Genomic DNA, 23,078 nt, shown 5'->3' with positions numbered 1-23,078 from the left:
CCTAATCTCTCAACCATATCCTACTGATAAAAACATTTTAGGACTATTTCATCCATACATCCTACTAACGCTTCAGACTGTATACTTTGTTTACATTAAAACAGGAACCATGATGGTTCCTGTTTTAATGTATATTATTCTTCTGTTCAAATGCTTTTTTTAGCTCAAGATACTCTTTTTTCAATTCTTCAGGAACATCTTTATCCATATCAATATAGTCATCTATTATAATTTCTTCAAGTTCCCTAAGTCTATCATTTGAATCTTCACTATCAAGAATAAATAATTTTATTCCCAATTCAGCTGCGCGTTCACGCTTACGATTCATTCTGTCCATATCACTCTTCGTATATGAAAATGGCGCTTCATAAGGTTTATCAAGCTTTGGCTTCTCAATAATAAATTCATTCATACTTGCCACCATTCCTTTCAGAAACTGCTATATATTACTCCAAATTCTTGCAAGCCACTTATCGCTTCATCGAAGTCGCATAATGCTTTCCTATAATTTATAAGAATCTTTTTTATCAACAAATAATTTTCTTCAGAAACTGGTTTTGTCTTCTCTATTACATGAATAGCGCCTGAATTACCTATCACCACCAGAACTGATATATTTATAGCCTCAAAAAAAGTATTTAGATCCTTCGGTGAAAAAGTACTATTACTAGGATGATTGTGAAGTACAATAAATATATATTCACTTCCATCCATTTTTGATATTAGTTCCTCAATATCTACCGTTCTGGAAGTACCAAAAACTGCACCGACAAAATCAAGCGTATTAAGATTAATTGCATATGCAACTTCTTTTGATTCATGCCGTTCCATCGAATACTTAAGTAGATGCTTACAGTAAGAATATATGTACTCAGAAATTGAATCGTCCTGAATAGTAACAAATATAGGCTTGGCCAGATTATCAATAACTGCTTCTGTAATTCTGTTCTCTACCGGTACTATATCATCTAACTGAGAATCATAACCGGAATCACTTCTCATATTATTTCCTTCGTTTATCAATTTATTTGTATTAATTATACCATTGTTCTGAAATTTTGTCTTTCGCCACATAGCATTGAAACCTTCCCGAGAATTATTCTAGCAAATAGCCAGTTCCTTAGAGGCGGCCGGGGTATGGGGCAGAGCCCCATAATAATCCTTCCGGATTCTGATGACGTAATGAAGTGGCTTCATAACCAACATATAAAACTTTTGGAGACTATTACTTAGCTGGATTTATCTTTTTTCTTTCACTTGATTCGATTCGTAAATCCACATTGAGAAATCCCTCTGGGGGTTTTATCGTTTTTCTTTTACTTGCTTTCATCCGTAAATCTCGGAAACAATTCTTCGCGATCAGATTTATCTCTAACCCACACATTACTCTCGCGAGATAAAACTTCTGAGCGATTTCAGCCCTGTGGTGTTATCTTTTTCTTTTTACTTGATTTCATACATAAATCTCGGAGACAATTCTTCGCGACTGGATTTACCTCCAACCACTTTTTTACTCCCGCGAGGTAAAACTTATGGATGGTTTCAGCTATGGGGATTTATCTTTTACCTTTTTCTTGATTTCATGCGTAAATCTCAGAGACAATTGTTCGCGATTGGAGTTATCTATGACCGAGACAGGGCTCCCGCGAGGCAAGGATGAACCTTAAAACACAGTAAATACAACAAAAAAAGCGCCGAATATGGTGCTTTTGTTGTATCATCCCCTCATCCGGCGCTTCGCGCCACCTGTCTCCGCTCCGCTCCGGTCGGCGCTAAGCCGACGTCCCCCGGACGTCGAGCGCCCCACGGGGAAGGCTTTAGGACACTTTTATTTTATTGCTTCTTCTACGATCTGGATGAATTGTTTCTTAACCTTCTCAGGAGCGAAAGTAGCAAGTCTGTCTTTGCCGGCCTGGATGAAGTAGTCGCGAAGGTCGGTGTCTTTGACAATTCTGTCGATTGCTTCTGCGACAAGCTTAGGATCCTTGTCCTTAAGGAGGATTCCGGCGTCGCCGAGGGTTTCGCCAACGGCGGTGGAATCGTAGGCTACGATTGGCTTACCGAAGTACATGGCTTCAACAAGTGGTACACAGAAGCCCTCGTGTTCACTAAGAACAACAAATACATCTGCCAGGTGATAGTAGGCCAGAATCTCATCGAAGGGGATGTGGCCTGTCATTATCACATCATCAAGTTCAAGCTGCTTAATATATTTGCGAAGCTTCCTGGCATAGATATCCTGCTCCTGATAGGAGCCTGCAAGTATCAGTCTTGACTTGGGGTTGATGTAAGTCTTGTAGTAGTAGAAGGATCTGATAATGTCCTCCTGCTTCTTATTAGGTGCGATACGTCCTGTGAACAGTATGTTCACGTAGCCGTCGTCCTTAAATCTCTTAAGTACATTCTGACTGGGTTTCTTGTCGTAGTCATCGAACTGCATGAGAATGGGCAGAACCTTGATGTCACAGGTGTAACCCAATCTGATGAGGTCCTGCTTGTTAAACTCGGAGTCAGCGATACACATAACTGGGGTCTGATAAAGCATCTTTACGGCCTCTATGCCCTCTCTGCAGAGCATCTGACTCTGCATGCTGTAAGGAGCAAAGAATTCCTCTGGAGTTACGTTGTGGTAGACGATAAGGCACTTTGCCTTGTAGCCCATGAGTCTGTTGTTGATCTCGCCGCCGATAGAGAGGTGATAGATGATAAAGTCAGCATCATCCTTGTACTCGTCAATTCGATATATGAATCCTTTAGGGAGTTTGTCACCTATATTCTGGGCGTAGATTGCAGTATCGTAGCCTGCCTCCTTTAAGGCATGGTAGAAAGCCAGGGTTTCATTGCTTACCGCGTCACCCATAGTGATTGTAGGAAGAATTTGTACTATTCTCATTTAGTTTCTCCGTATTCTTAATTTCCGGACCCCTCATCCGGCGCTATGCGCCACCTTCCCCCCAAGGGGAAGGCAATTTATTGATCTTCATCCCCATTCAGTACATCAGTATCTACATACTCTATGAGTTCTGCGAGTTTGCCGCAAATGATGTTCCATCTGAATCTTGTGTTGACGTATTTTCTGCCCTTTTCTCCCATTTCGTCGCGAAGTTCAGGATTTCGAAGGAGCTGTAGGCTCTTGGATTCAAAACCGTAATAGTTGGTGTAATAGAAGCCGCCGCCGCATTTGTCGCAGTGGCCCTTAAGTACTTCGCACTCACCGTTTACAAGGACAGGCTTGCCAAGGCTAAATGCCTCAAGCACAACTATAGATAAGCTCTCGAACTTCGAAGGAAGAACGAGGAATTTGGAGCCTGCCATTCCATCAAATTTATCCTGCTCGCTGACAAAGCCAAGAGGCACGATATCAGGGTGATTAGGAATCTCTATTACCGGCTTTCCAATAAGCACGAGTTTTATGTCATCGGGATGATCCTTCTTGTATTTTAGGAAGAAGTCAAATAGTTCCTTACAATTCTTGCCTTCATCGATTCTACCGGCATAGATTATGTAGTTATCAAGGCCGTACTTCTTCTTAAAATCCTCCCCGCATACTCTATCCGGAACCTCGACTCCAGCTCCGCCAAGTCTGTAGGGAATGTGATAGTTGTTATATTTTCTTCTTACAAGGTCTCTCTCTTCATCTGTCTCGAAGAGAAATGCCTTGGGAAGATTAAATACATCATCGAATATCCTCATCCTAAGGAAAGGCTCATCGTGAGCAAGGGGAAGCACTATTGATTTCTCAGGTACAATGCTTATTCCCTTAACGATAGGATAATAGAGGTAGGTCATAAAGATGAATGCCTCATAGTCATCCTTGTGATCCCTTATGTAGTCTAATAACTCGGGAACATAAGGCCCTTGCTCGGTTATCCATCTGTTCTCCAGAACAGGAGAGAGCATCCTGTGAAGGAACACCCAGTTTATTGCATTAAAAATGCGGATGTTTCTACACTTCTTTACAGAAAAACGGCGAACCTTAACGCCGTTTATGTCTTCTTCATCCGCCTTATATTCATCCTTCCAGGTCATGTAGTCAATGGCCTTGGTGGTGAGAACATGAACCTCGTATCTGTCAGTCATGCGCTCCGCAAGCTGCTTGCAAAGCGTCTCAGCACCGCCGTTGACCTCTGTACCGTATCTTTGTATTACAAAACAAATCTTTTTCATTTATTATTCTCTTCCAATACCAGCAATCTGGTAGCAAGCTCTTCTTCGGCTTTTTCAATCGTATCAAGTCTCTTGTAAAGCTCTGCCCTGCTATTAACAACATTCTCATCATTAGGGGCAAGACTTCCGCCATTCTGCTCTATGTAGAGGAATATCTGATTGAGGCACTGAACAACTGCCAGGTTGAAAGCAACCTGCTGCTCGTTCATAGGTCTTATAACGGGAAGAAAGAGCTTTCTCAAAGCTTTTTTCACAAAACCCTTTGCTCCACCTCCAGGAATAGGCGTATCCACAGATACGTTATAGCCTCTCTTCAAATCCTCCATGAGCTGTCTGAGACGGTCGAAACTGTAATTTTCATCAAGCACTACCATGTCATCAACTACCACGTCACTAAAATCGGGTATGTTAGCTGAATATCCGCGCTGCTCTTCGCTTTTTTCAAGCTCCTGTATGAGCTGTTCCATGCTTATTTTCTTATGACTCATGTTCTCTCCGATTGAGTTATCTCTTTCAATAAATCCGATATGACCGGATCATCATTGGTACTAATATCCGGCTATCAGACAATCCTCCAAGTGGTGTCATAGTGGATAATTCCGGTCTCGCTGACAGGATTAATCACATCGATCTTACAGTACTCCCTGTAGTAATCAAGGGGACTTCTGCTAAGGTCTGTTATGGAAACCTGAAGTCTGTATTTTCCTGTAAGGAGGTTCAGGGGCGCACAGTCAATCTCAATTGTGCCCTTGCCAACCTTATCTCCATTCAGGTGAAGATTCTTGTTGGTTGACTCTATACCAAAAATGCATCTCTGATCACCGTCAAAGATACTGTAGGCAAAGATGAAGCCTTTAACAGGCTTAACCACGTTGTATTTTACCCTCATGGTGTAGTTCTCGTTTGCATCAAGTGCTCTGGTAACCTCACCCTTGGAATTAATAATCTCGCAGGCTTCTATAGCCACTTCTCCGCTTCCATAATGATTGGAGTCGGCGGACTGCTCAACGGGTCTGCCCTCTGCCTTGGCCCTCTCAGCATTCATGTAAGCAAGATACTCATCTACAACGGGGTTGGACTCGCCTTCTGCACGAATTTCTCCACCATGAATCCAGATAGCTCTCTCGCAAAAGCTTCTAACAGTTCCAAGCGCATGTGTAACAATTACTATTGTTACGCCCTTTTCTTTAAGTCCGCGCATGTAGTCATAGCACTTGGCCTGGAAATTGGCATCACCTACCGCCAGAATCTCATCCACTAGAAGAATCTCGGCATCCACATTAACAGAAACCGCGAAAGCAAGTCTTGTGTACATACCTGATGAATAGGATCTTACCGGCTGGTCAATGAATTCTCCAAGCTCTGAAAATGCGATTATACTATCAACACGCTCATCAATCTCCTTCTTCGTAAGTCCGTAGATTGATGCGTTGTTATAGATGTTCTCACGGCCGGTCATGTCGGGATGGAAGCCGGCACCAAGCTCCAGAAGACTGGATACACGTCCTCTCATGGTGATGCTTCCTTCATCGGGATAGAGGATTTTGGTCAATAGCTTTAGTGTAGTACTCTTACCGCAGCCGTTATGTCCGATAAGTGCGATGGCCTCGCCCTTTTTGACTTTAAAGCTGATATTCTTTAGAACAGTTCTTTTATCAAAGGCTCTTCTCTTTTTGAAAAGAGACATCTCCTTTAAAGTCTGCCCCCTGTCATGATATATTTTGAATTCCTTTTTTACGTTTTCTACTTCAATTGCGTATTGTTCGCTCATTTTATCCTTACCACTTTTCTATAATTACATCTGCTCAGCGAATCCGCGCTGAAGTCTGTCAAACAGGAACCATCCGACTATGAGGGAAAAGATACCCATAAAGCAGGCAATTCCCAAGGTGTCAAGTTCAGGTGTCTGCTGGTAGAACAGTATATCTCTGTAAGCAACTATGACAGAGGTCATAGGATTAAAGTAAAAGATCTTAATAAGCTTGGGCGGCAACTGATCTACGGAATACATAATAGGAGTCATGAACTGCCATGCCATGCAGAGAATACCCATGATGTACTTTACGTCTCTAAGGTATACGTTCCATGCGCAGAGAATAAATGTGAGTCCAAGCGCCATGGCGTATTCGATTATCATAATAAGGGGAAGATATACGTAAACAATGGGGTTTGTAAAGCGTCCGTCTACCCACAGTGCCAGAAGCACAATTATGAAGCAGAATAGCATGTTTACAAACTGGCTGGTAACGTAGGATATCGGTATGACTTCTCTGGGGAAGTAGATTTTCTTAACTATTCCCTCTGAATCGCGGATGCATCCGCTTCCTTCGTTCATACATGTACTAAAGAAGATCCACGGAACAAGTGCCACAAACAGATGGAGGTAATAGTCCTCTATGTTACTTCTCATGATTACTGAGAAGAGGAGGGTATATACAAGGAGCTGGAACAGCGGGTTTAGGAAGGTCCACATAAATCCGAGTACTGAACCCTTGTATCTTCCACGCAAGTCTCTGTGGACAGTACTGAAAATCATCTGTCTGTAGTCATATAATTCCTGGACACGGTCGATTGTTTTTGCCAAAATTGTACCTCTTTTTCCCCTCATCCGGCGCTTCGCGCCACCTTCCCCCCAAGGGAAGGCTAGATGGGATTTTTTTATTTTCTGTTGTTTTCGATCTCAACATAATAGTCGAAAAGTTCTTTTGCTGTGTCGAATATGTTGTATTCGGGTTCCCAGCCGAGATCTCTGGTGATCTTGGAGTGATCGCACCAGATAACGGGGTTCTCAACTGGACGTACGAGCTTGGGATCAGTCTCTATTGTGATAGGCTGGTCTGAAAGGCTCGTTATGTACTCAAGGAGTTTTCTAAGCGGAACGGATTCTCCGTTACCGACGTTGTAGATCTCCTTGCAATTCTCACTCTCTATTATCATACGGTAAGCTCTAACTACGTCCTTGACGTTACTGAAGTCGCGGCTTACTTCAAGGTTACCGACTCTCATGGTTCCGGGCTTGCCGCTGCAGGATATCTCTGCTGCCTGCTTGCACCAGGAAGGGATAACGAAGTTGTCGCTCTGTCCAACACCTGTGTGATTGAAGGCGCGAACATGGTATACTTTCATGCCATAGTAGTCGCGGTATACTGCTGAGAACTGTTCAAGCATTACCTTGGATATTCCATAAGGGTTAGACGCATTGAGCTTGGTGTTCTCGTCCATGGGTTTATCTGTGATGTCGTACTCTTCACTGGATCCTATGAGGAGAACCTTGGTATCAAGGTCGTTGTCACGTACTGCCTCGAGGATGTTGAGGGCTCCGCTAACATTAACTTCAACTGTTGTGCGCGGTATCTTCCAGGATAGTCCAACATTACTGATAGCTGCAAGGTTTACAATATGTGTAGGTCTTACTGACGCAACTATAGATTTAACTCTGTCTGAATCGGAAAGGTCCGCAACAAAGGTTCCGTCCATGTCGGGCGAATCCTGTATGCCGATGCGGTCGCTTCCGTATACGTCATAGCCATTGTTTTTGAATTCTGCTGCGAGGTAGCTTCCTACAAAACCACCGACGCCGAAGATTAGAACCTTTTTCATAGTTACCTTCTTCCCCTCATCCGGCGCTTCGCGCCACCTTCCCCCCAAGGGGAAGGCAATGAGTATTTTCCACACTCTCACGAGTAATAAATTTGGTTCGACACACTATTGTAACTTATTTTGTAATTTTTGGAAAGTGTGATAAATGAGTAGATTATTTTTTATGTGTCATATCCAGAAATCTCTCCCCATTTAGCAGTCTTTCGGCGGCACTCTCTATACTAAGTGTTACCCATGTTTTATGTATAGGTAATTTATCATCCCTCAGAACCAAGACCTCCTCACCAACAGAACATCTAAGCAGTCTCAATATATCCTGCTTATCTTCGTTCAAAAAAATCTTTTCCTGTATAGCATATTGAACAAATGACAGAAAACTAACACACGCCGCTCGAGATTCGTTACTACCTGCAGATGTCTGCATTGCTTTGTTGAATCTTGTTATGGCAGCGTAGTCATTAGTACAAAACATATATCTTGTACGGCCTGGTAATTCCAGTAAAAACAACAACGCCAGAGTTATAAGTTCTTCGGCAAGGCTGTCTCTATCCTGCTTCCTTCTTATAATCGCGCTTATAACCTCAGCGACGTAGTTTGGTTCTCTTGGCACCTTATATCCATTTTCAAGCATACCAATATATGGGAAGTCTCCATCCCTGATTATCACACCACACAGCTTTGTCAAATTTGCTTTATTATCATAAATGAATTTTACCAGTTGGCTATTCTTCTCTGTGGCACTACGTTTTATATACTTATCCATAGAATCACACAGATTCTCCTCTGATAGAATCGTAATACAAAAGCCCTCATCATATAAAGCTTTCAAAAAATCAGCATCAACCGGATTAAGCCCCAACCCATCAACACTTCTAAGCTCATAGAGAACAAGTTCAGACATAACTATTGTTATACCGGTTATATCCGCCTCCATTCTCTTGATAATTTCAATAATTTTCGCGCGTTTACTATACTTTGCTGCCTTTTCAAAAAATCCCGTATCAAAAAACAAAACTGTTTTTGCCTTCAAAATTTTATCCAGAACCTCATCACAGTCCTGAATTGAGATGTCTGCTATTTCAGCTTTAATGGCATTGATTGTTTCAGTGGCCCCCATGCATTCCCTCCTTTATGGATTCGTATGCATTTTCCATGCCATTAATCCTGTACTCCAAATCTTCTTCGGTTATAAGCCCCAACTTGAGATATTCCTGCCCTTGCTTTTTTGCATCTTCGAGCAAGGATCCAAAATCATCCTCATAAGTTGCTTCCATTATTGACTCTGTTCCAAGTTTGCTTTCCAAACCTTTAAAAATCTCCATTAAAACTTTTTCGTCATTATGTTCAAGGAAAAAATCAATAAGTTTCGAATCTCCACGGTCAAAAACGCCAAGTTCATAAGCCCTTATAACAACTGACATGTATGTCGTCTTATAGTATTCCATAAGGGTTAGAACTTCCAGCATTTTCTCCAGATAATAATCATCCATCCTTTCTGATGCATCATTTACATCTCTAAGCATGCTTGCAGTGCTGATAAAATCTTCAGCCGGCATCATGATTGCTCCGGCAAATGCATTGGCCATCATCTCATCATCATTTTCCTCATAATTGTTAAGATAAAATTCCGCTCCGTTTTCATTTTTTGTATTTTGGATAATCAAATGATAGAGTTCATGCGCAACAGCAAAATTATTGTTAGCAAGACTCATGGAAGAATTCATAACAAGATATTTATTGCCATTAAGTGCCAGCTGAAAAGCGCCTATCTCGTGACTTTTCATAGGTATATGCAGAAACTTAAAACCCTCTTTTTGAAAAATTATTCTTGACGCAGCTTTAATATCAGGAATCACATATGCGTTATCTCTATGCATATAGTCATAAAATTTTCTACAATTGTCCTGAATACTTCTGGCATTAGTCTTAATGTAGTTCAAAATATAGAAAAATCGTTCTCTTTCCATTTTTTACTCCTTTTTCATACCAAGCACAAAAAATCCACTACCGATTAGTAGTGGATTCTCATATTTCCAAATTGGTAAGTGCATCGTAAAACTTAAACATGTCGAGCAGACTATGCGCAATCTCTTTATCGTTCTTTCCAAGCTTCCCTGCATAAAATGCTAAGCTTTCACCTCCGGCACTTGATAGTACCATGTCATCCGGCGAGCCAAGAAAGAAATTCATATCTTTTCCAAGCGATGTTGCCAATAGCTCTGCATCATCCATTTTAAGATCAGCTTCACCACTTAACACTCTACTAACCTTGCTCTTCTCCCACCCCGTAACCAGGGTAATGTAAGCATTTTTAATTTTTCTTTCTTTCAAATAAATATTAATATTCTTTATAAACTTATTCATCTCTCATATCCGTTGCAACGCAACAGATTCTCATACAATGAGAATCATCATCCTTTTCTATAATTAAATGTAGCACTTTGTTTTTTATTTTGCAATATTTTTCTTATAAATTGCAACTTGTTTTTCAAAAAAATAATCAGAACCATTTTACTGATCCTGATTATTCTGTATATCATCTTATTATTTATATACTGTTACACCTTCGAGCTGCTTGGTTACAAATATAGCGTACTGTTCGTCGACAAATCTCTTAAGTCTCTCCTTGAACACGCTCTCATCGAATTCCATAGCGTGGGCGCGGAGTTTTTCCTTATCAAAGCTCATCTTCTCGAATCTGTGAATCGCATCGAGGAGGGATTCGGGTGTGGGTTCGTCGAAGAATACACCTGTTTCGTTCTCGATTACGGTTTCAAGGATTCCGCCCTTACCAAGGGCTATTACGGGTCTGCCGCTGGCCTGAGCTTCAAGAGGAGTTATTCCGAAGTCCTCTACTCCGGGGAATATGAGGGCTTTGCATTTTGCATAGTAATCAAGAAGCTCTTCATCCGGAACGAAGCCAAGGAATTTAACGGTGGGTCCTGCCATCTGTTCAAGTTTCTCACGCATGGGGCCTGTTCCTATTACGTAGAGAGGCAGGTTTTCCTTAGTAGCCGCTCTGACTGCGAGCTCGATTCCCTTGTACTCCTGAAGTCTTGATACGCAGAGGTAGAAGTTGCCGTCCTCCTCGGAGGTGTGGAACATTCTCATGCGCACAGGGCAATGGATAACGTAGGCGTCTCTTCTGTAGTGTTTGTGGATTCGCCTTGCGACATTGACGGAGTTTGCAACAAATACGTCAACGCGCGCTTCCGTTACGTAGTCCCACATTCTCATGAAGGTCATGAAATATGAGATCATTTTCTGTTTGAATGCGCCCTTGCCCGTCAGGGGACCGATGTAGTTGAATCTCTGCTCCCAAGCGTATCTCATGGGTGTGTTGCAGTAGCAGATGTGAAGTGTGTCGGGACCTGTGATTACGCTCTTGCCAACACTTGTGCTGCTGCTTATGACTACGTCATAGCCGTTTAAGTTGATGCTCTCCATTGCGGTGGGCATGAACGGGAAGAGTTTCCTGTGATTTAACGGCTTTTTCTCCGTCTTCTGAAGATGAGTTGTGCGAATATCGGCGTCACGAAGGGCTCCCGTCATGTTCATCCTGTTGCACATGGATGTGAAGATGGGAGCGTCCGGAAACACTTCATGCATATTTATTATTACGTTTTCCGCACCGCCCATGAAGGGAAGCCAGTCGTGTACGATTGCTACTCTCATTACGCCCTTGCTTTCTTTTCCTGCTTAGCGAGTTCTCTGTCGTGTTTAGCCATGATCTCTACGAGCTGCTCGTAGCTTGTCTTCTGAGGGTTCCAACCAAGTGTTGTCTTAGCCTTAGTGGGATCTCCCCAAAGGTTGTCAACGTCTGTGGGACGGAGCCACTCTGCATTTACGCATACAAGCATTTTGCCTGTCTCTGCGTCGTAGCCCTTCTCATCAGCGCCTGTGCCTTCCCAGCGAAGCTTGATGCCGTTTGCTGCGAATGCCTTCTCTGTGAAGTCGCGTACTGTGTGCTGTACGCCTGTTGCGATTACGAAATCATCAGGTGTATCCTGCTGCATGATGAGCCACATGCACTCTACATAGTCCTTAGCATAGCCCCAGTCACGCTTGGAATCAAGGTTACCGAGTTCAAGGTGGTCCTGAAGTCCCTCTGCGATGCGGCCTGCTGCCAGTGTGATCTTTCTTGTAACGAAGTTCTCACCACGGCGCTCTGACTCGTGGTTGAAGAGGATTCCGTTTACTGCGAACATGTCATAAGCTTCACGATACTCCTTGATCATCCAGAAGCCGTACTGCTTAGCTACAGCGTAAGGGCTGTAGGGATGGAAAGGTGTGGTCTCCTTCTGAGGAAGCTCCTCAACTTTACCATAGAGCTCAGATGTGGATGCCTGATATACCTTTGTTTTCTTAGTGAGTCCGAGTGCTCTTACTGCCTCAAGGATTCTGAGGACGCCGATAGCGTCAACCTCTCCTGTGTACTCAGGTGCATCGAAGGATACCTGTACGTGAGACTGAGCTGCAAGGTTGTATATTTCGTCAGGCTCTATCTCGTGGATAAGTCTGAAAAGTGATGAAGAATCAGACATATCTGCGTCGTGTACCTTGATCTTGTTCTCTGCGAGGAGGTGGTCGATCTTGGCTGTATTAGATATGGAAGAACGACGAACTGTGCCGTGTACTTCATAGCCCTTCTCAAGAAGGAATTCTGCAAGATATGAACCATCCTGACCGTTGATACCTGTGATAAGTGCCTTTTTCATTATTTATCTCCTTTGTTTTTTGATACTTCTTAATTTACATAGTTAGACAATTTAATATCATAGCGCATTTTTATGGATTTGAAAAGTGGGGTTATTTTGTAGTTGCTTTGTGGTTGCCTAATAGTTGCTTTGTGGTTATCGTATTGCTCCGAGAATTCTTTTTGCTGAGTTCTTCCAGGAGTATGTCCTTATATAGAAGTTTCTGTCCTCTTCTGTTATGCTACTTTTTTCTCTATTTAATTTGTCTATGTCAAACGCATCAACATTCTTAGGATCAAAGAAGTAGCAGCCCTTGGTGTATATCTCACGAAGAACGGGTATGTCCGCCAGCGCAATGTGCTTTACGCCTGAGAGGATGGCCTCCATGGGTGGTATGCCGAAGCCTTCATATAATGAAGGGAAGATGAAGGCGTGGGCGTAGGCGTACAGAGTGAGCAGGTCTTCGTCAGAGATGTAACCGGTGAGGATGAGGTTGTGGGGAACCTTGCCGGGTGTTGTTCCTGCCGGTACGCTGTTTTCTGTGTCGTCTATGGTCATATCTCCCGATGAGCCGAAGGATCTTGCTGCGCTGCCGCCTGCTACCACGAATTTTCTGTCGGGGTATTTTTTCGCAAGCTTCTTAATGAATTTCTGGTTTTTGTGAAGGTTCTTGCTGCCGACGCTGAGGTAGTATGGCTCGGAAGGGGTAAGTCCCCATTTTGCGAGGGTGGCGGTATCTGTGAGGCTTGCGGGTTTTTCTTCTATAGTAGTGTTCTGTTTGCTGGTTTCACGAGAATTGTCTGATTCTTTATTTTCAGGAGCGGCGTGAAATCTGCTGTTTTCAAGGATCTGCTCAGCGGAGTTCCCGGCTATTGTGAATCTGTCCTCATCGAGTTCATAGAAGGCTATGAGCTCATCGCGGCTAAATTCCGAGATGGTGATGATGCCCTTGCATCTGTAGAGTGTGATGAGGTAGCCCCAGCGGTACATGAGGCGGAAGGCTTTTCCATAGGAGTCGGGGTAGCGCATGAAGGATATGTCGTGAGTTGCCACGTAATCCGGCTTAATCGCGGGCGCTATTCCGGCGAGTGTGAGGATGGTTCCTCTCTTTTTATAGGCAAAAAGCGGCAGATATATCTGGGTCCACTTGTTGCCGTTGCCTTTTCCTATGACTGCCAGCTCAATGTTCTTAAAGTCAGGCGTCGTCACCAGTTCGCCTTGCGGGAGCGCGAGGATGGCTTCGCCGGGCTCCACCATTTTGTCGATCTGTTTGATGATCTCGATGCCGTAGCGCTGAACGCCGGTGACAGGCTGCGCGAAGATTCTACCGCTTATAATGAGCGGGCGATTTTTGCTAAAGCCTGGGTGCGGGTAGCGGCGGCCTGCCATCTCAATTCCTATCATGACAAAGAGCATAAATTCCGTCCCTGGCCAGGTCTGCGCATCAAATGTGATGGCCATGACGAGCTGGGGAAGGAGCAGGTAGTAGATGAGATTTCTGGATTTCAGGCTGTTTTTCAGGACTATCAGGAGCTGCGCTGCAAACAGGATGAAGGCGAAGATTCCATGGTCCAGCAGCATGGTGCTAAAGGAGTTGTCGATGGCGGGTATTACTTCGTATTTTTCAATAAGCCAGGTAGTTTCCTTCAGGATGTTGTCGCCTTTGCCCTGGCCTCTTCCAAAGAGGAATCGTCCTATTCCCTCTTCGCGCATGCTGTCCGCTGTGACTTTTAATGTATCGATGCGGAAGGTGTAGGAGGGATCCTCGCGCCAGTTGATTCCGAAGAATCTCTCGTAGATCGTGCCTGCCACTCCGGTGATGTAGAGGAGGGTCAGGACGAGGATTACGGTGATGGCGATCAGGAGGATTTTGGTGACGGTGGGTAGGGGCTTTTTGCCTGATGCGGTGATGCTTTTGGTTGATTTATAGTTTTTGGGGGTGGAACCGGTTTGGTTTGCTGTGGTTCCGGGTGCGTTGGTTGTCCTGTTTTTGTTGTTGCGGAGTCTGAGTAACAGTAATATCGGGAGCGCAGCGAGGACAAGATATGCTGATCTTGTGAAGCTTGCGTAGATTCCGGCGATTCCAATGAAAAGCAGGATGAACCTTATTATGTTATCCGGGATTGACCTATTGAATTTTTCCCCCAAAGAAAAGATCACGATGGATACCAGCAGCAGCATGAAGGTGGCCGCTATTATTGGGTGTATGTACACCGATACCATGCGGTGCGGTGCCGAGATGAAGTATTTGGCAGCTTCCTCGCTGATGGCGATGGGCGGGAAGGTGCCCTGCACCCACCAGATGATGCCGACGATTGAGGTTACCGCCAGAAGGACTGCGAGTATTTGCAGGGTTCTGCCGGGTCTTTTCGTGTACTTTTTTCCATATAAAAAGCCGAAGTAGATGAGCAGGTAGAGTGTGAGGCCGCTGATCAGTGTTCTGGCCGAGCGTCCGAGGTGCAGCGCCTGGTAGAGCAGGCACAGGAGCGCGGTCAGGGTGAGCTGCCAGTACCTTACTACAAATTCGCGAAGGTGCAGGTTGGTGCCGGACTCCGGGGTTCTGCAGTGCCTGAGCGGCGGGATTTTGTTTGTCAGAAAGGTCAGCAGCACGAAGGCAAGCGCCATGGTCATCAGGGCATAGTACGGGCGCTGTACGGAGCAGAGCCTGAGCGTCACCGCGATAATGAGTCCGATGACCGGGTAGAGGGTGAGGATGAATTCCGTGATCCTTGCCGGTATGGGCAGCTTGGGCTGTATGGATTTTTTATCGTTATTACTATTGTTGATAGTACTTGTCGTCATGATTTGACTTGGTTTCCTTTTTATTTTTTCTGTATCTATAATAACTGAAAAATCGGGGTTGTGGGATTTTTTCTGTGTGTGGGGCGTGAAGTATTGTGGAGGATTATGTTAGGGGCTGTAGTGATGTTAGGTGTTGTAGTGATATTAGATGCCAGAGCATTGTATTGGAGATCCTGGGGGGTATTGGCTTTAATTTTGGGCTTAATGTTTAGGCTTAGAGAATATAGCTTATTTTTATGGTGCTCATATTTTACGATAATATTGAATACTTGACATATGATGTGATTTTATGTTAGTATACAATCTCTATCGGAGAGAATGTCTTTTTGCAAGATTTTTCATCTTGCGTTTTCCATTTTGAAAACATTTAAAAATTTTGACAACGGATTCCATTCCACAAATTCCATTCCGTTACATATGGTTTTTTCAGATATTGGCATGTGTTTTGCTTTTATCTGTCCCTTTTTGCGGCCTTTTTGCGCCCATTAAGGTTTGATTTTTGTACTCAAAATGCGATTTTCCTCAAATTATAAGTTGTTTAAGTGAAAGGAGATTTTATGTCTGAGGTTGATATTAACAAGGAATTTTCAAAGAGAGAGGCAGAACTTAACAAGGTTATGAAGGTCTGCGAAAGCAAGCTTAAGAAGGCGCCTTCGGGGAGGCTCAAGGTGAGAAATTATAAGGGGAAGTCTTACTATTATGTTAGTGGGGGCGGCGCAGATTCTCGTCTTAAGTACCTTCGGAACAGTGAGTACGACAAGGCTAAGCAGCTTGCTCAGCGCGACTACGATGCGCGCACGTTGGACGCGGTCAACAGAGAGCTTTCGGCAATCCACAGCTATCAAAAGAAGATGCCGGCCAAGACTTACGAGCAAACTTATGATGCTTTAAATCCGGGTAGGAAGGTTCTGATCACTCCGCATTTTTTACCAGATTCAGAGTTTGTGAAGGGTTGGCTGGAGGAGCCTTATGAGCCCTATGAGATTGAGCCCGGTGTGGCTAAGCATTACACGGACTTGGGCGAGGAAGTGCGCTCAAAGTCTGAGGTTATGATTGCCAACGCGCTTATGAAAGCAGGGATTCCCTACAAGTATGAGTGTCCGCTATTTCTTGGTGATGTGAAGGTGCATCCTGATTTTACTATTCTGAAGATGCCTTCGAGGAAGGTTGTTTACTGGGAGCATCTGGGGCGGCTTGATGATCCGGGTTATGTTGAGAGGAATTTGCTTAAGAAGATTGATGAGTATGAAGAGAGTGGAATTTTCCTGGGTGATGGATTGATTATAACCAGGGAAACGGCTGCGACACCGCTGAATATTAAGAAGGTTATGAGGATAATTGACCATTATTTGATGTGATGGGATGGATAAGGCTTTTCTCTTGATTTGCTTTGGCTAGTTTAAGGTCTTTTTTGCTCCGGGGGTAAATCCTACTAGGGTTTTTGGCTTGGCAGATTTATCTCTTTAAGCCTCATTTGGTCTAGAGATAAATCTTACTAGGGATTTTCCGTTGGCGGTTTTATCTCTTTTGCTCTTGTTTGCTCCGGACGTAAATCTTACTAACAATTGTTCGCGATTGGTGTTATCTCAGGCCAGTACAGAGCTCCCGCGAGATAAAACTTATAGATGATTATCCCTTGCCGGATTTATCTTTTTCTTTTTACTTGCTTTCTTGCGTAAATCTGAACAGCAATTGTTCGCGATTGGTGTTATCTCTGGCCAGCACAGGGCTCCCGCGAGATAAAACTTATAGATGATTATCTCTTGCCGGATTTATCTTTTTATTTTTACTTGCTTTCTTGCGTAAATCTGAACAGCAATTGTTCGCGATTGGTGTTATCTCTGGCCAGCACAGGGCTCCCGCGAGATAAAACTTATAGATGATTATCTCTTGCCGGATTTATCTTTTTCTTTTTACTTGCTTCCTTGCGTAAATCTGAACAACAATTGTTCGCGATTAGTGTTATCTCTGGCCAGCACAGAGCTCCCGCGAGATAAAACTTTTGGAAAGCTTTCCCTATCTGGATTTATCCTTGGCCAATCACACGAATCTCTCCAACAGTTTCCTCTATTTTATTAACGATTTCACGCTTATTTTATTTTTATTTAATGATTTGAATCCCCATAACGCGCTATAATAATTGTATATAAAAACCACTATGCGCAAGAGGCAAATCCTCTTGTGCTAGTTAGATTATTCATGTAATCACTTTACCTTATGGGGAGGCGAAGAAATGGCAAACGAAAGAAATGTGAACAATGAAACAGAAACCATGAAGACCGCACAGAAAGGTGCCTTTTTCCAGACGATTGCATTTCAGAATCTTGCAGTAAACCTGGTGATTCTGTTAGCAGTTGTGATTGTTACCATCATTCTGGTTAACAGTATGAAAGGCATGATGAATACTGCGGTTACGGCCAGCACAAATGAAGTTGACACTCTTATTGCAGAAGGAAAACTCAAACAAGCTACTCTTCAGATAGACGGTAGTCTTAGTGCACTTATAGGTGCAGCTTCTATGGAGAGTGTAGATGATGAAACTTTGCAGGGATACGCAGATACTCTTAAGGCTGCAGAAGCACAGATACCTGAGCTCACCGAGTATCTCAGCACCAGCCTTTTGGTTACTCAGGTTGCTGATGGCGCTGAGCAATATGCAGCTCTTGAAAACTCCCTTAACGCATTTCTTGCTGATGCAAACTCTATAATGGAAAGCTGCATGGCAAGGGACATGGAGCCTGCTTTCGCTGTTCTTTCTTCATCTTATTATCCAAATATGACCAGCATGAACGCTGCTTTCGATACTGCCGAGGCATCAATACAGGGGCTGTCAGTTGGTTTAGGTGCCTACCTTCAGCTGACTCTCAACGATGGTACCAAAAAGGCTGTTATCGGAATTATAATTATCATTCTCTGCATAGTTGCAGGTCTTGTACTTAGCATTGTCAGAATCAGTAACAAGATCAGTGCCATCTCTAATGAAGTTGTTGGTATCATCGACAACATCAATGCAGGAAAAGGTGATCTTACCACTCGTGTAAGAACACAGACCAAGACAGAGCTTTGGTCAATTGTGGATGGAATCAACCAGTTTATAGGCACTCTTCAGGATATTATTAAGGATGTAAAAGACGGTACTGTTGTACTTCGTACTTCTGCCGATGAGATGACTGACCAGATTCAGAAGGCAAGTGATAACATCACAAATACTTCAGCTGCTTTGGAAGAGCTGTCTGCAAGTATGGATACTGTTTCTTCAACAGCTGATCAGATCAACGGACGTCTTGAAGAAGTTAAGGACGCTGCGGACGAGATCAGAAAAGAAGCTGCAGAAGGTGCTCAGACCGCTATCACAATCAAGAATGAGGCAGACGAGATCAAGACCGCTGCAACTCAGAAGAAAGAGAATACCGGCGCGAAGATTACAGAACTTGGCGAGGTTCTCCAGATTTCCGTTAAGGATAGTGAGAAGGTTTCCCAGATCAACGAGCTTACCAATGTCATTCTCGACATCGCTTCTCAGACAAACCTCCTTGCTCTGAATGCTTCTATTGAGGCTGCAAGAGCAGGTGAAGCAGGAAAAGGTTTCGCCGTTGTTGCTGAAGAAATCAGTGCCCTTGCTGAAAACAGCCGCCAGACAGCCGGTAACATTCAGGTTATCAGTAATGAGGTGACAACCGCTGTTAAGAGCCTTTCCAATAATGCTCTGGAAGTTATCGATTTCATCAATAATACCGTTATCGCTGACTATGATTCTTTCGTGGAAACCGGAGACAAGTACGAGCAGGCTGCTATTATGATGGATGACATGCTTGAGAAGTTCTCGAACAAGGCAGACAACCTCAATACCATCATGGATCGCATGGCTGATTCCGTTGAGTCCATCACTGAGTCGGTTAAGCAGAGTACAGAGGCCATCGGTCTTTCCGCTACGAACTCTACTGAGATTGTTGGTGAAATCCAGGGTATCGATAGTGCGATGATTGAGAATAACAAGGTTACAGAGAGACTGAATCAGAGTACAAGTATTTTTGAGAATCTGTAATAAAAGTTAACATACAAGAAATGCTTCGCAGCATTTAAGGTGAATTTAAAAATATCGTTTGCTTCTTCATAAAGAAATATAGGTAAATAACTAATAAACCGGTAATCGCCTAATAAAATCAGGTGGTTACCGGTTTTCTACGCCATTCTTTTAGAATTTGTATGACTCGATTTTAATTCATCAGGCCGCTAGGTCGCATGCTATTCCTGATCATGCTCTGCCGTAAGCTGAGCGAAGTCTCAGGTGTGTATTCGGATTGTCGGCGCTTCTAAGGTGTGAGTCGATGCTTCTGTCAGAAGTTCTGGTCTCCTGGCTTGCAACCGAGGTGCTCATGAGATCACTTGAGAGGCTGTTTAGCATCTCGCGAAGAAGTGATCCCTGTCCGGTGTAGGAAGAGATGATGCTGTCTTCATCAGAAGTATCAAGAGATGCTACATCTGAGCTAAGCGATGAACTTATCGCATTTGCTGAGCTTCTATTGTTCGAGCCGGATGCCACTGATGGCACTATGCTCTGCAGGTCTTCTGACGAGTTATCAAGTAAACTCTTGTAGCCTGAGTAATTGCCGATTGCGGAAAGTGCTGTATCCGTGAGCGCGCTGAGTGCTGAATTGCCCTCACCATCCTCGGATCCGACAGCTAGATTAGAAAAGAGTCCCGATGTGAAATCCGCCTTATCTGTAAGGGAATTGTCGATAGAATCCTTCATCATCGCAGTGTAGAGGTAATTCTGGAGAATCAGGTTGCTTCTGGCTTCGCCCTCTGCTGTGCCGTCAGATGCGGCACCGGCGATACCTATCAGCCTATCCTCTGCCTCCTTCGAAAGGTCACTAACAATGGCCTCTGCAGAATCTTCGGAAGAAGCTGTCTGCCCGAGAAGATCCGACTTCATAACCATCCCAAGTATGCTTGAAAAAGAGTTGGCACTTGCAAGAGCACTTGTGGCATCAGCTGTATCAAGTGAGCTTCCGATGCTCGCCAATGCGGATGCGCTTCCAAGAGCCGAACTGCCTCCGAGCAGTCCTCCGGACATGGAATTAAGCGATGTCAGATTACTGTAATTTGAAACAATTGAAGATAGATAATCGTAGTCCATGACTCCCCCAAAAAACTTTTTTCAGTAGAAAAGTGACTTTTTACCAACAAGATTGCAGATTATCTGGCTTTCCCCAAAAACACAAGATATTGTGTTTGCCATGAATGTATTATACCACAAATATGGTTTTTGTGGTTGATGAAATTTTGGTTTTTTTAAAAAAATCGGAGACCAAATTAGTAAGCAGCCTCAACTGCCGCCTTGTCCACAACCACGATCGGTTCGGTCACTTCTTCACCCATGCTGTTGAAATAAGTTATCTCGGGGACGATGTCCTCGGCGGCGTACCAGGTCTCTGACATGAAGGTTTCCTTCTGAATTTTGGCCTGTTTTTCCAGGTCATAAATGAGTTTAAGGCAAGCAGGGCCCTGGAGTGGATTGCACTCAAAGTCTGCATTGATATTACCATCGAGTACATTTTTAAGTCCGTTCTTGCAGGCGTCGAAAGAAATTATTATCATGTCGCCGCCAACTCCGTAGCTGATACCGTGCTCGTCGAGGCTCTTCATGATCCCAAAGGCCATGTTGTCATTCTGGGCCACGATCACGTTGAACTCGCCCTTATATTCCTCGCAGAATTCATCCATGACGCGTTTTCCGCCCTCCTCGGTGAATTCGCCGTCCCGGGAGTCAATGATGTTCCAGGCCTCGTACTCGATATACTTGTGAAAACCGGCTGAGCGCCCGTTTTCCGCTGAAGAGCCCTCATTTCCCGTAACCTCTATAATATTTATCTCCTTGAGGCCTTTTTTTGCTGCATAGTTTTTAAGCCACTCGCCGGCGGCCAGGCCCTCATCTGTGAATTCAGACCCGAGCCAGGTGACGTATTTCTCGGAATCATCAATGGTTCTGTCGATTACAATCACCGGGATCCCGGCCTCTTCCGCTTTTGTAAGGACGTCTTCCCAGCCTGTGGAAACTATGGGATCAATGACGATGTAGTCAACTTTTTTGTCAACGAAGCCGGAAACGGCTTTTATCTGAACATCGGTGTCGTTGTCGCAGTCAATGAAGTCGAGCTTTATGCCATTTTCCTCAGAAAGTGCCTGTTTCACCGAATTGGTGGACGCTATTCGCCAATCGGATTCGTGACCAACTTGCGCGAAGCCAACTGTGATCTCGCTGCCAAGGAGCTTGTCTCCCCTTCCTTTAGGCGCTTTACAGCCTGAAATAAGGCACGCCATCGCAACAAAAAATATCAGAAACGCGATGCTTCTGCCTGTGAATGCGCCTGACTTTTTCAGTTTTTTGAAATAGCTCAGAAGTCTTCTGATCGGCGTACTTTTTCTCTTTTTTACATAGTCGCTGAATTGGACAACTTTTGCATCCATTTGTGTTTCCCCTCATGGCGTCTTTTCACAAACTCATATATATCTCAAAAAAATAAAGACGCTACCAATATTATGATAGCGCCTTATATATGCCAATACTATTTAATTTCTATTAAAAATTCCTCAAAATACTGCAAAGTCTGAGCGATTTGCATGTCTCGGTTTTTTATTACTTAACAGTAACCTTGGTGATGTGGGGGTTAACGCCCTGGTACCAGTAGAGGAAGCCCTCCATGTCAACCTTGTCGCCAACGTTAAGTGCCTCAACAGCCTTGTAAACGTCGGAGTCCTTGTCGCAAAGGTAGGACTCAACTGTGAAGGTGTAGGTATTTCCATCAGCAGATACGTTGAAGTAAAGGTCGTCGCCCTGAGAGCCTGATCCGTCATAGTTGTAAAGGAAAGCAACTTCGTTTCCATCAGCATCTTTGCTTGCTTCTACAGTCATGTCTGTGAAAGATACGAACTCGTTCTGGTGGTCGATGATAGAGTCGCTTGCAAGGTCAGCTGTTACATCTTCTGCCTCAGCAACAAAGCTTCCGTCCTCGATCTCGTAAGTTGCATCGATGATCTCAACTTCGCCTTCCCACTCTGTCTTGTAACCGGTAACCTTGATCTTGGTTCCCTGCTCAAGCTTAGCGTAGTCTTCCTCAGAGCAAGGCATGTTGTAAAGGAAGTATGCACCATCTTCAGCCTGTGTGTAGAAAGTAGCAACGCCTACGCCGTCTTTCTCCCACCAGCCCTGCTTAGCCTGTACATAGGTCTCAACTGTAACCTCTGCATCAAGATCAGCAGCAGCAAAATCATCATGGCTCATAACATCGCCTGTTGCAGCTTCTGCATCGTCTGCAGCTTCTGTGTCTTCTGCTGCGTCTGTTGCTTCTTCTGTTGTCTCTTCTGCTGTTTCTTCTGTTGCTTCTGTTGTCTCTTCTGCTGCTTCTTCTGTTGTCTCTTCTGCACTCTCTTCAGTCTCTGCTGTATCAGCTGCTTCTGTGCTCTCAGCCTCTGTAGCTGTCTCTGCGGGAGCTTCTGTCTTAGCCTGTCCGCATCCGATCATGCTTACAGCAAATGCAAGTGTTAATAATGTTGCGATAGTCTTCTTTTTCATAATTTTTTTTCCTCCTGTAATGGTCAGCTGCCGGGTTTGTGCTGTTATATGCGCACTTGGCTCACTGCCGTTATCTGTTATCGCCGACTATTATATCACTCTATTGGTGAAAAAACTATTCTTTCGAAATCTTGCCACTTTTCCTCGAATAGAAGAAGTACGCGCCGATCAGTACCCAGGCGCCAATCAATATCCTGATGAGCCACTTGGATTCCTCGGGAAGTTCGCCGAGGTCT

19 protein-coding genes are annotated in these 23,078 nt (G+C 44.0%); 2 read left to right on the top strand and 17 right to left on the bottom strand.

Annotation, left to right across the window (positions count from 1 at the left end):
* Positions 1 to 124 precede the first annotated feature (124 nt).
* The 14 genes from BMW61_RS14340 to BMW61_RS14275 form a co-directional block, all read right to left on the bottom strand.
* Positions 125 to 412 carry a hypothetical protein gene (locus BMW61_RS14340; RefSeq protein WP_091823211.1) on the bottom strand — a complete coding sequence of 96 codons (288 nt, stop codon included), beginning with the start codon at positions 410 to 412 and terminating at the stop codon, positions 125 to 127.
* Positions 413 to 429: 17 nt separating this feature from the next.
* Positions 430 to 1,074 (bottom strand): MPN domain-containing protein, encoded by a 645-nt coding sequence (locus tag BMW61_RS14335; protein ID WP_091823208.1) that lies wholly within the window; start codon positions 1,072 to 1,074, stop codon positions 430 to 432.
* Positions 1,075 to 1,828: 754 nt separating this feature from the next.
* Positions 1,829 to 2,893, bottom strand: a complete 1,065-nt coding sequence (locus BMW61_RS14330) for a glycosyltransferase family 4 protein (RefSeq protein ID WP_091823205.1) — start codon at positions 2,891 to 2,893, stop codon at positions 1,829 to 1,831.
* Positions 2,894 to 2,970: 77 nt separating this feature from the next.
* Positions 2,971 to 4,167 (bottom strand): glycosyltransferase family 4 protein, encoded by a 1,197-nt coding sequence (locus BMW61_RS14325; protein WP_091823202.1) that lies wholly within the window; start codon positions 4,165 to 4,167, stop codon positions 2,971 to 2,973.
* Positions 4,164 to 4,655: a hypothetical protein gene (locus BMW61_RS14320; RefSeq protein ID WP_091823199.1), complete on the bottom strand. Its 492-nt coding sequence runs from the start codon at positions 4,653 to 4,655 to the stop codon at positions 4,164 to 4,166. The genes BMW61_RS14325 and BMW61_RS14320 overlap by 4 nt, the downstream gene beginning before the upstream one ends.
* 74 nt (positions 4,656 to 4,729) lie before the next feature.
* The gene (locus BMW61_RS14315; RefSeq protein WP_091823196.1) at positions 4,730 to 5,938 is read right to left on the bottom strand and encodes an ABC transporter ATP-binding protein; all 1,209 of its coding nucleotides are present in this window, start codon (positions 5,936 to 5,938) and stop codon (positions 4,730 to 4,732) included.
* A gap of 24 nt (positions 5,939 to 5,962) precedes the next feature.
* Positions 5,963 to 6,751, bottom strand: a complete 789-nt coding sequence (locus BMW61_RS14310) for an ABC transporter permease (protein WP_330388533.1) — start codon at positions 6,749 to 6,751, stop codon at positions 5,963 to 5,965.
* Between the two features lie 74 nt (positions 6,752 to 6,825).
* On the bottom strand, positions 6,826 to 7,767 hold the full coding sequence (locus tag BMW61_RS14305; protein ID WP_091823193.1) for a GDP-mannose 4,6-dehydratase: 942 nt from the start codon (positions 7,765 to 7,767) through the stop codon (positions 6,826 to 6,828).
* A 154-nt stretch (positions 7,768 to 7,921) separates the two neighbouring features.
* Positions 7,922 to 8,884, bottom strand: a complete 963-nt coding sequence (locus BMW61_RS14300) for a hypothetical protein (protein ID WP_091823190.1) — start codon at positions 8,882 to 8,884, stop codon at positions 7,922 to 7,924.
* Positions 8,871 to 9,623 (bottom strand): ImmA/IrrE family metallo-endopeptidase, encoded by a 753-nt coding sequence (locus BMW61_RS14295; RefSeq protein ID WP_175475221.1) that lies wholly within the window; start codon positions 9,621 to 9,623, stop codon positions 8,871 to 8,873. Before BMW61_RS14295 ends, BMW61_RS14300 begins: the two co-directional genes overlap by 14 nt.
* 169 nt (positions 9,624 to 9,792) lie before the next feature.
* A complete protein-coding gene (locus BMW61_RS14290) occupies positions 9,793 to 10,131 on the bottom strand; it encodes a hypothetical protein (RefSeq protein ID WP_091823183.1) in 339 nt (112 codons plus the stop codon).
* Positions 10,132 to 10,311: 180 nt separating this feature from the next.
* On the bottom strand, positions 10,312 to 11,442 hold the full coding sequence (locus BMW61_RS14285) for a glycosyltransferase (protein WP_026499056.1): 1,131 nt from the start codon (positions 11,440 to 11,442) through the stop codon (positions 10,312 to 10,314).
* Positions 11,442 to 12,488 carry a GDP-mannose 4,6-dehydratase gene (gene gmd, locus BMW61_RS14280; RefSeq protein WP_334292848.1) on the bottom strand — a complete coding sequence of 349 codons (1,047 nt, stop codon included), beginning with the start codon at positions 12,486 to 12,488 and terminating at the stop codon, positions 11,442 to 11,444. The genes BMW61_RS14285 and gmd overlap by 1 nt, the downstream gene beginning before the upstream one ends.
* 132 nt (positions 12,489 to 12,620) lie before the next feature.
* Positions 12,621 to 15,266: a glycosyltransferase family 4 protein gene (locus tag BMW61_RS14275; protein ID WP_091823177.1), complete on the bottom strand. Its 2,646-nt coding sequence runs from the start codon at positions 15,264 to 15,266 to the stop codon at positions 12,621 to 12,623.
* 557 nt (positions 15,267 to 15,823) lie between these two features.
* On the opposite strand from BMW61_RS14275, the gene BMW61_RS14270 reads away from it, so the two are divergent.
* A complete protein-coding gene (locus BMW61_RS14270) occupies positions 15,824 to 16,624 on the top strand; it encodes a PDDEXK family nuclease (protein ID WP_091823173.1) in 801 nt (266 codons plus the stop codon).
* Between the two features lie 875 nt (positions 16,625 to 17,499).
* Entirely contained in the window at positions 17,500 to 19,311 is a 1,812-nt protein-coding gene (locus BMW61_RS14265) for a methyl-accepting chemotaxis protein (protein WP_091823170.1), read from the top strand.
* A 210-nt stretch (positions 19,312 to 19,521) separates the two neighbouring features.
* Here the strand turns inward: BMW61_RS14265 and BMW61_RS14260 are convergent, their stop codons facing one another.
* The 3 genes from BMW61_RS14260 to BMW61_RS14250 form a co-directional block, all read right to left on the bottom strand.
* Complete coding sequence (locus tag BMW61_RS14260) at positions 19,522 to 20,406, bottom strand: hypothetical protein (RefSeq protein WP_091823167.1); 885 nt, start codon at positions 20,404 to 20,406, stop codon at positions 19,522 to 19,524.
* A 176-nt stretch (positions 20,407 to 20,582) separates the two neighbouring features.
* The gene (locus tag BMW61_RS14255; protein WP_049946189.1) at positions 20,583 to 21,737 is read right to left on the bottom strand and encodes an ABC transporter substrate-binding protein; all 1,155 of its coding nucleotides are present in this window, start codon (positions 21,735 to 21,737) and stop codon (positions 20,583 to 20,585) included.
* A gap of 169 nt (positions 21,738 to 21,906) precedes the next feature.
* A complete protein-coding gene (locus BMW61_RS14250; RefSeq protein WP_175475220.1) occupies positions 21,907 to 22,842 on the bottom strand; it encodes a hypothetical protein in 936 nt (311 codons plus the stop codon).
* Positions 22,843 to 23,078 lie beyond the last annotated feature (236 nt).

It is taken from the genome of Butyrivibrio sp. ob235, assembly GCF_900109475.1.
Classification (GTDB): Bacteria; Bacillota; Clostridia; order Lachnospirales; family Lachnospiraceae; genus Butyrivibrio.
The sequence above is the reverse complement of the archived record's forward strand: the minus strand, read 5'-3'. Positions and strand labels throughout refer to the sequence as shown.

Coding starts and splice junctions, on each gene's coding strand:
- BMW61_RS14340 (WP_091823211.1), bottom strand. CDS start 412: ATGAATGAATTTATTATTGAGAAGCCAAAGCTTGATAAACCTTATGAA.
- BMW61_RS14335 (WP_091823208.1), bottom strand. CDS start 1,074: ATGTGGCGAAAGACAAAATTTCAGAACAATGGTATAATTAATACAAAT.
- BMW61_RS14330 (WP_091823205.1), bottom strand. CDS start 2,893: ATGAGAATAGTACAAATTCTTCCTACAATCACTATGGGTGACGCGGTA.
- BMW61_RS14325 (WP_091823202.1), bottom strand. CDS start 4,167: ATGAAAAAGATTTGTTTTGTAATACAAAGATACGGTACAGAGGTCAAC.
- BMW61_RS14320 (WP_091823199.1), bottom strand. CDS start 4,655: ATGAGTCATAAGAAAATAAGCATGGAACAGCTCATACAGGAGCTTGAA.
- BMW61_RS14315 (WP_091823196.1), bottom strand. CDS start 5,938: ATGAGCGAACAATACGCAATTGAAGTAGAAAACGTAAAAAAGGAATTC.
- BMW61_RS14305 (WP_091823193.1), bottom strand. CDS start 7,767: ATGAAAAAGGTTCTAATCTTCGGCGTCGGTGGTTTTGTAGGAAGCTAC.
- BMW61_RS14300 (WP_091823190.1), bottom strand. CDS start 8,884: ATGGGGGCCACTGAAACAATCAATGCCATTAAAGCTGAAATAGCAGAC.
- BMW61_RS14290 (WP_091823183.1), bottom strand. CDS start 10,131: ATGAATAAGTTTATAAAGAATATTAATATTTATTTGAAAGAAAGAAAA.
- BMW61_RS14285 (WP_026499056.1), bottom strand. CDS start 11,442: ATGAGAGTAGCAATCGTACACGACTGGCTTCCCTTCATGGGCGGTGCG.
- BMW61_RS14275 (WP_091823177.1), bottom strand. CDS start 15,266: ATGACGACAAGTACTATCAACAATAGTAATAACGATAAAAAATCCATA.
- BMW61_RS14270 (WP_091823173.1), top strand. CDS start 15,824: ATGTCTGAGGTTGATATTAACAAGGAATTTTCAAAGAGAGAGGCAGAA.
- BMW61_RS14265 (WP_091823170.1), top strand. CDS start 17,500: ATGGCAAACGAAAGAAATGTGAACAATGAAACAGAAACCATGAAGACC.
- BMW61_RS14260 (WP_091823167.1), bottom strand. CDS start 20,406: ATGGACTACGATTATCTATCTTCAATTGTTTCAAATTACAGTAATCTG.
- BMW61_RS14255 (WP_049946189.1), bottom strand. CDS start 21,737: ATGGATGCAAAAGTTGTCCAATTCAGCGACTATGTAAAAAAGAGAAAA.
- BMW61_RS14250 (WP_175475220.1), bottom strand. CDS start 22,842: ATGAAAAAGAAGACTATCGCAACATTATTAACACTTGCATTTGCTGTA.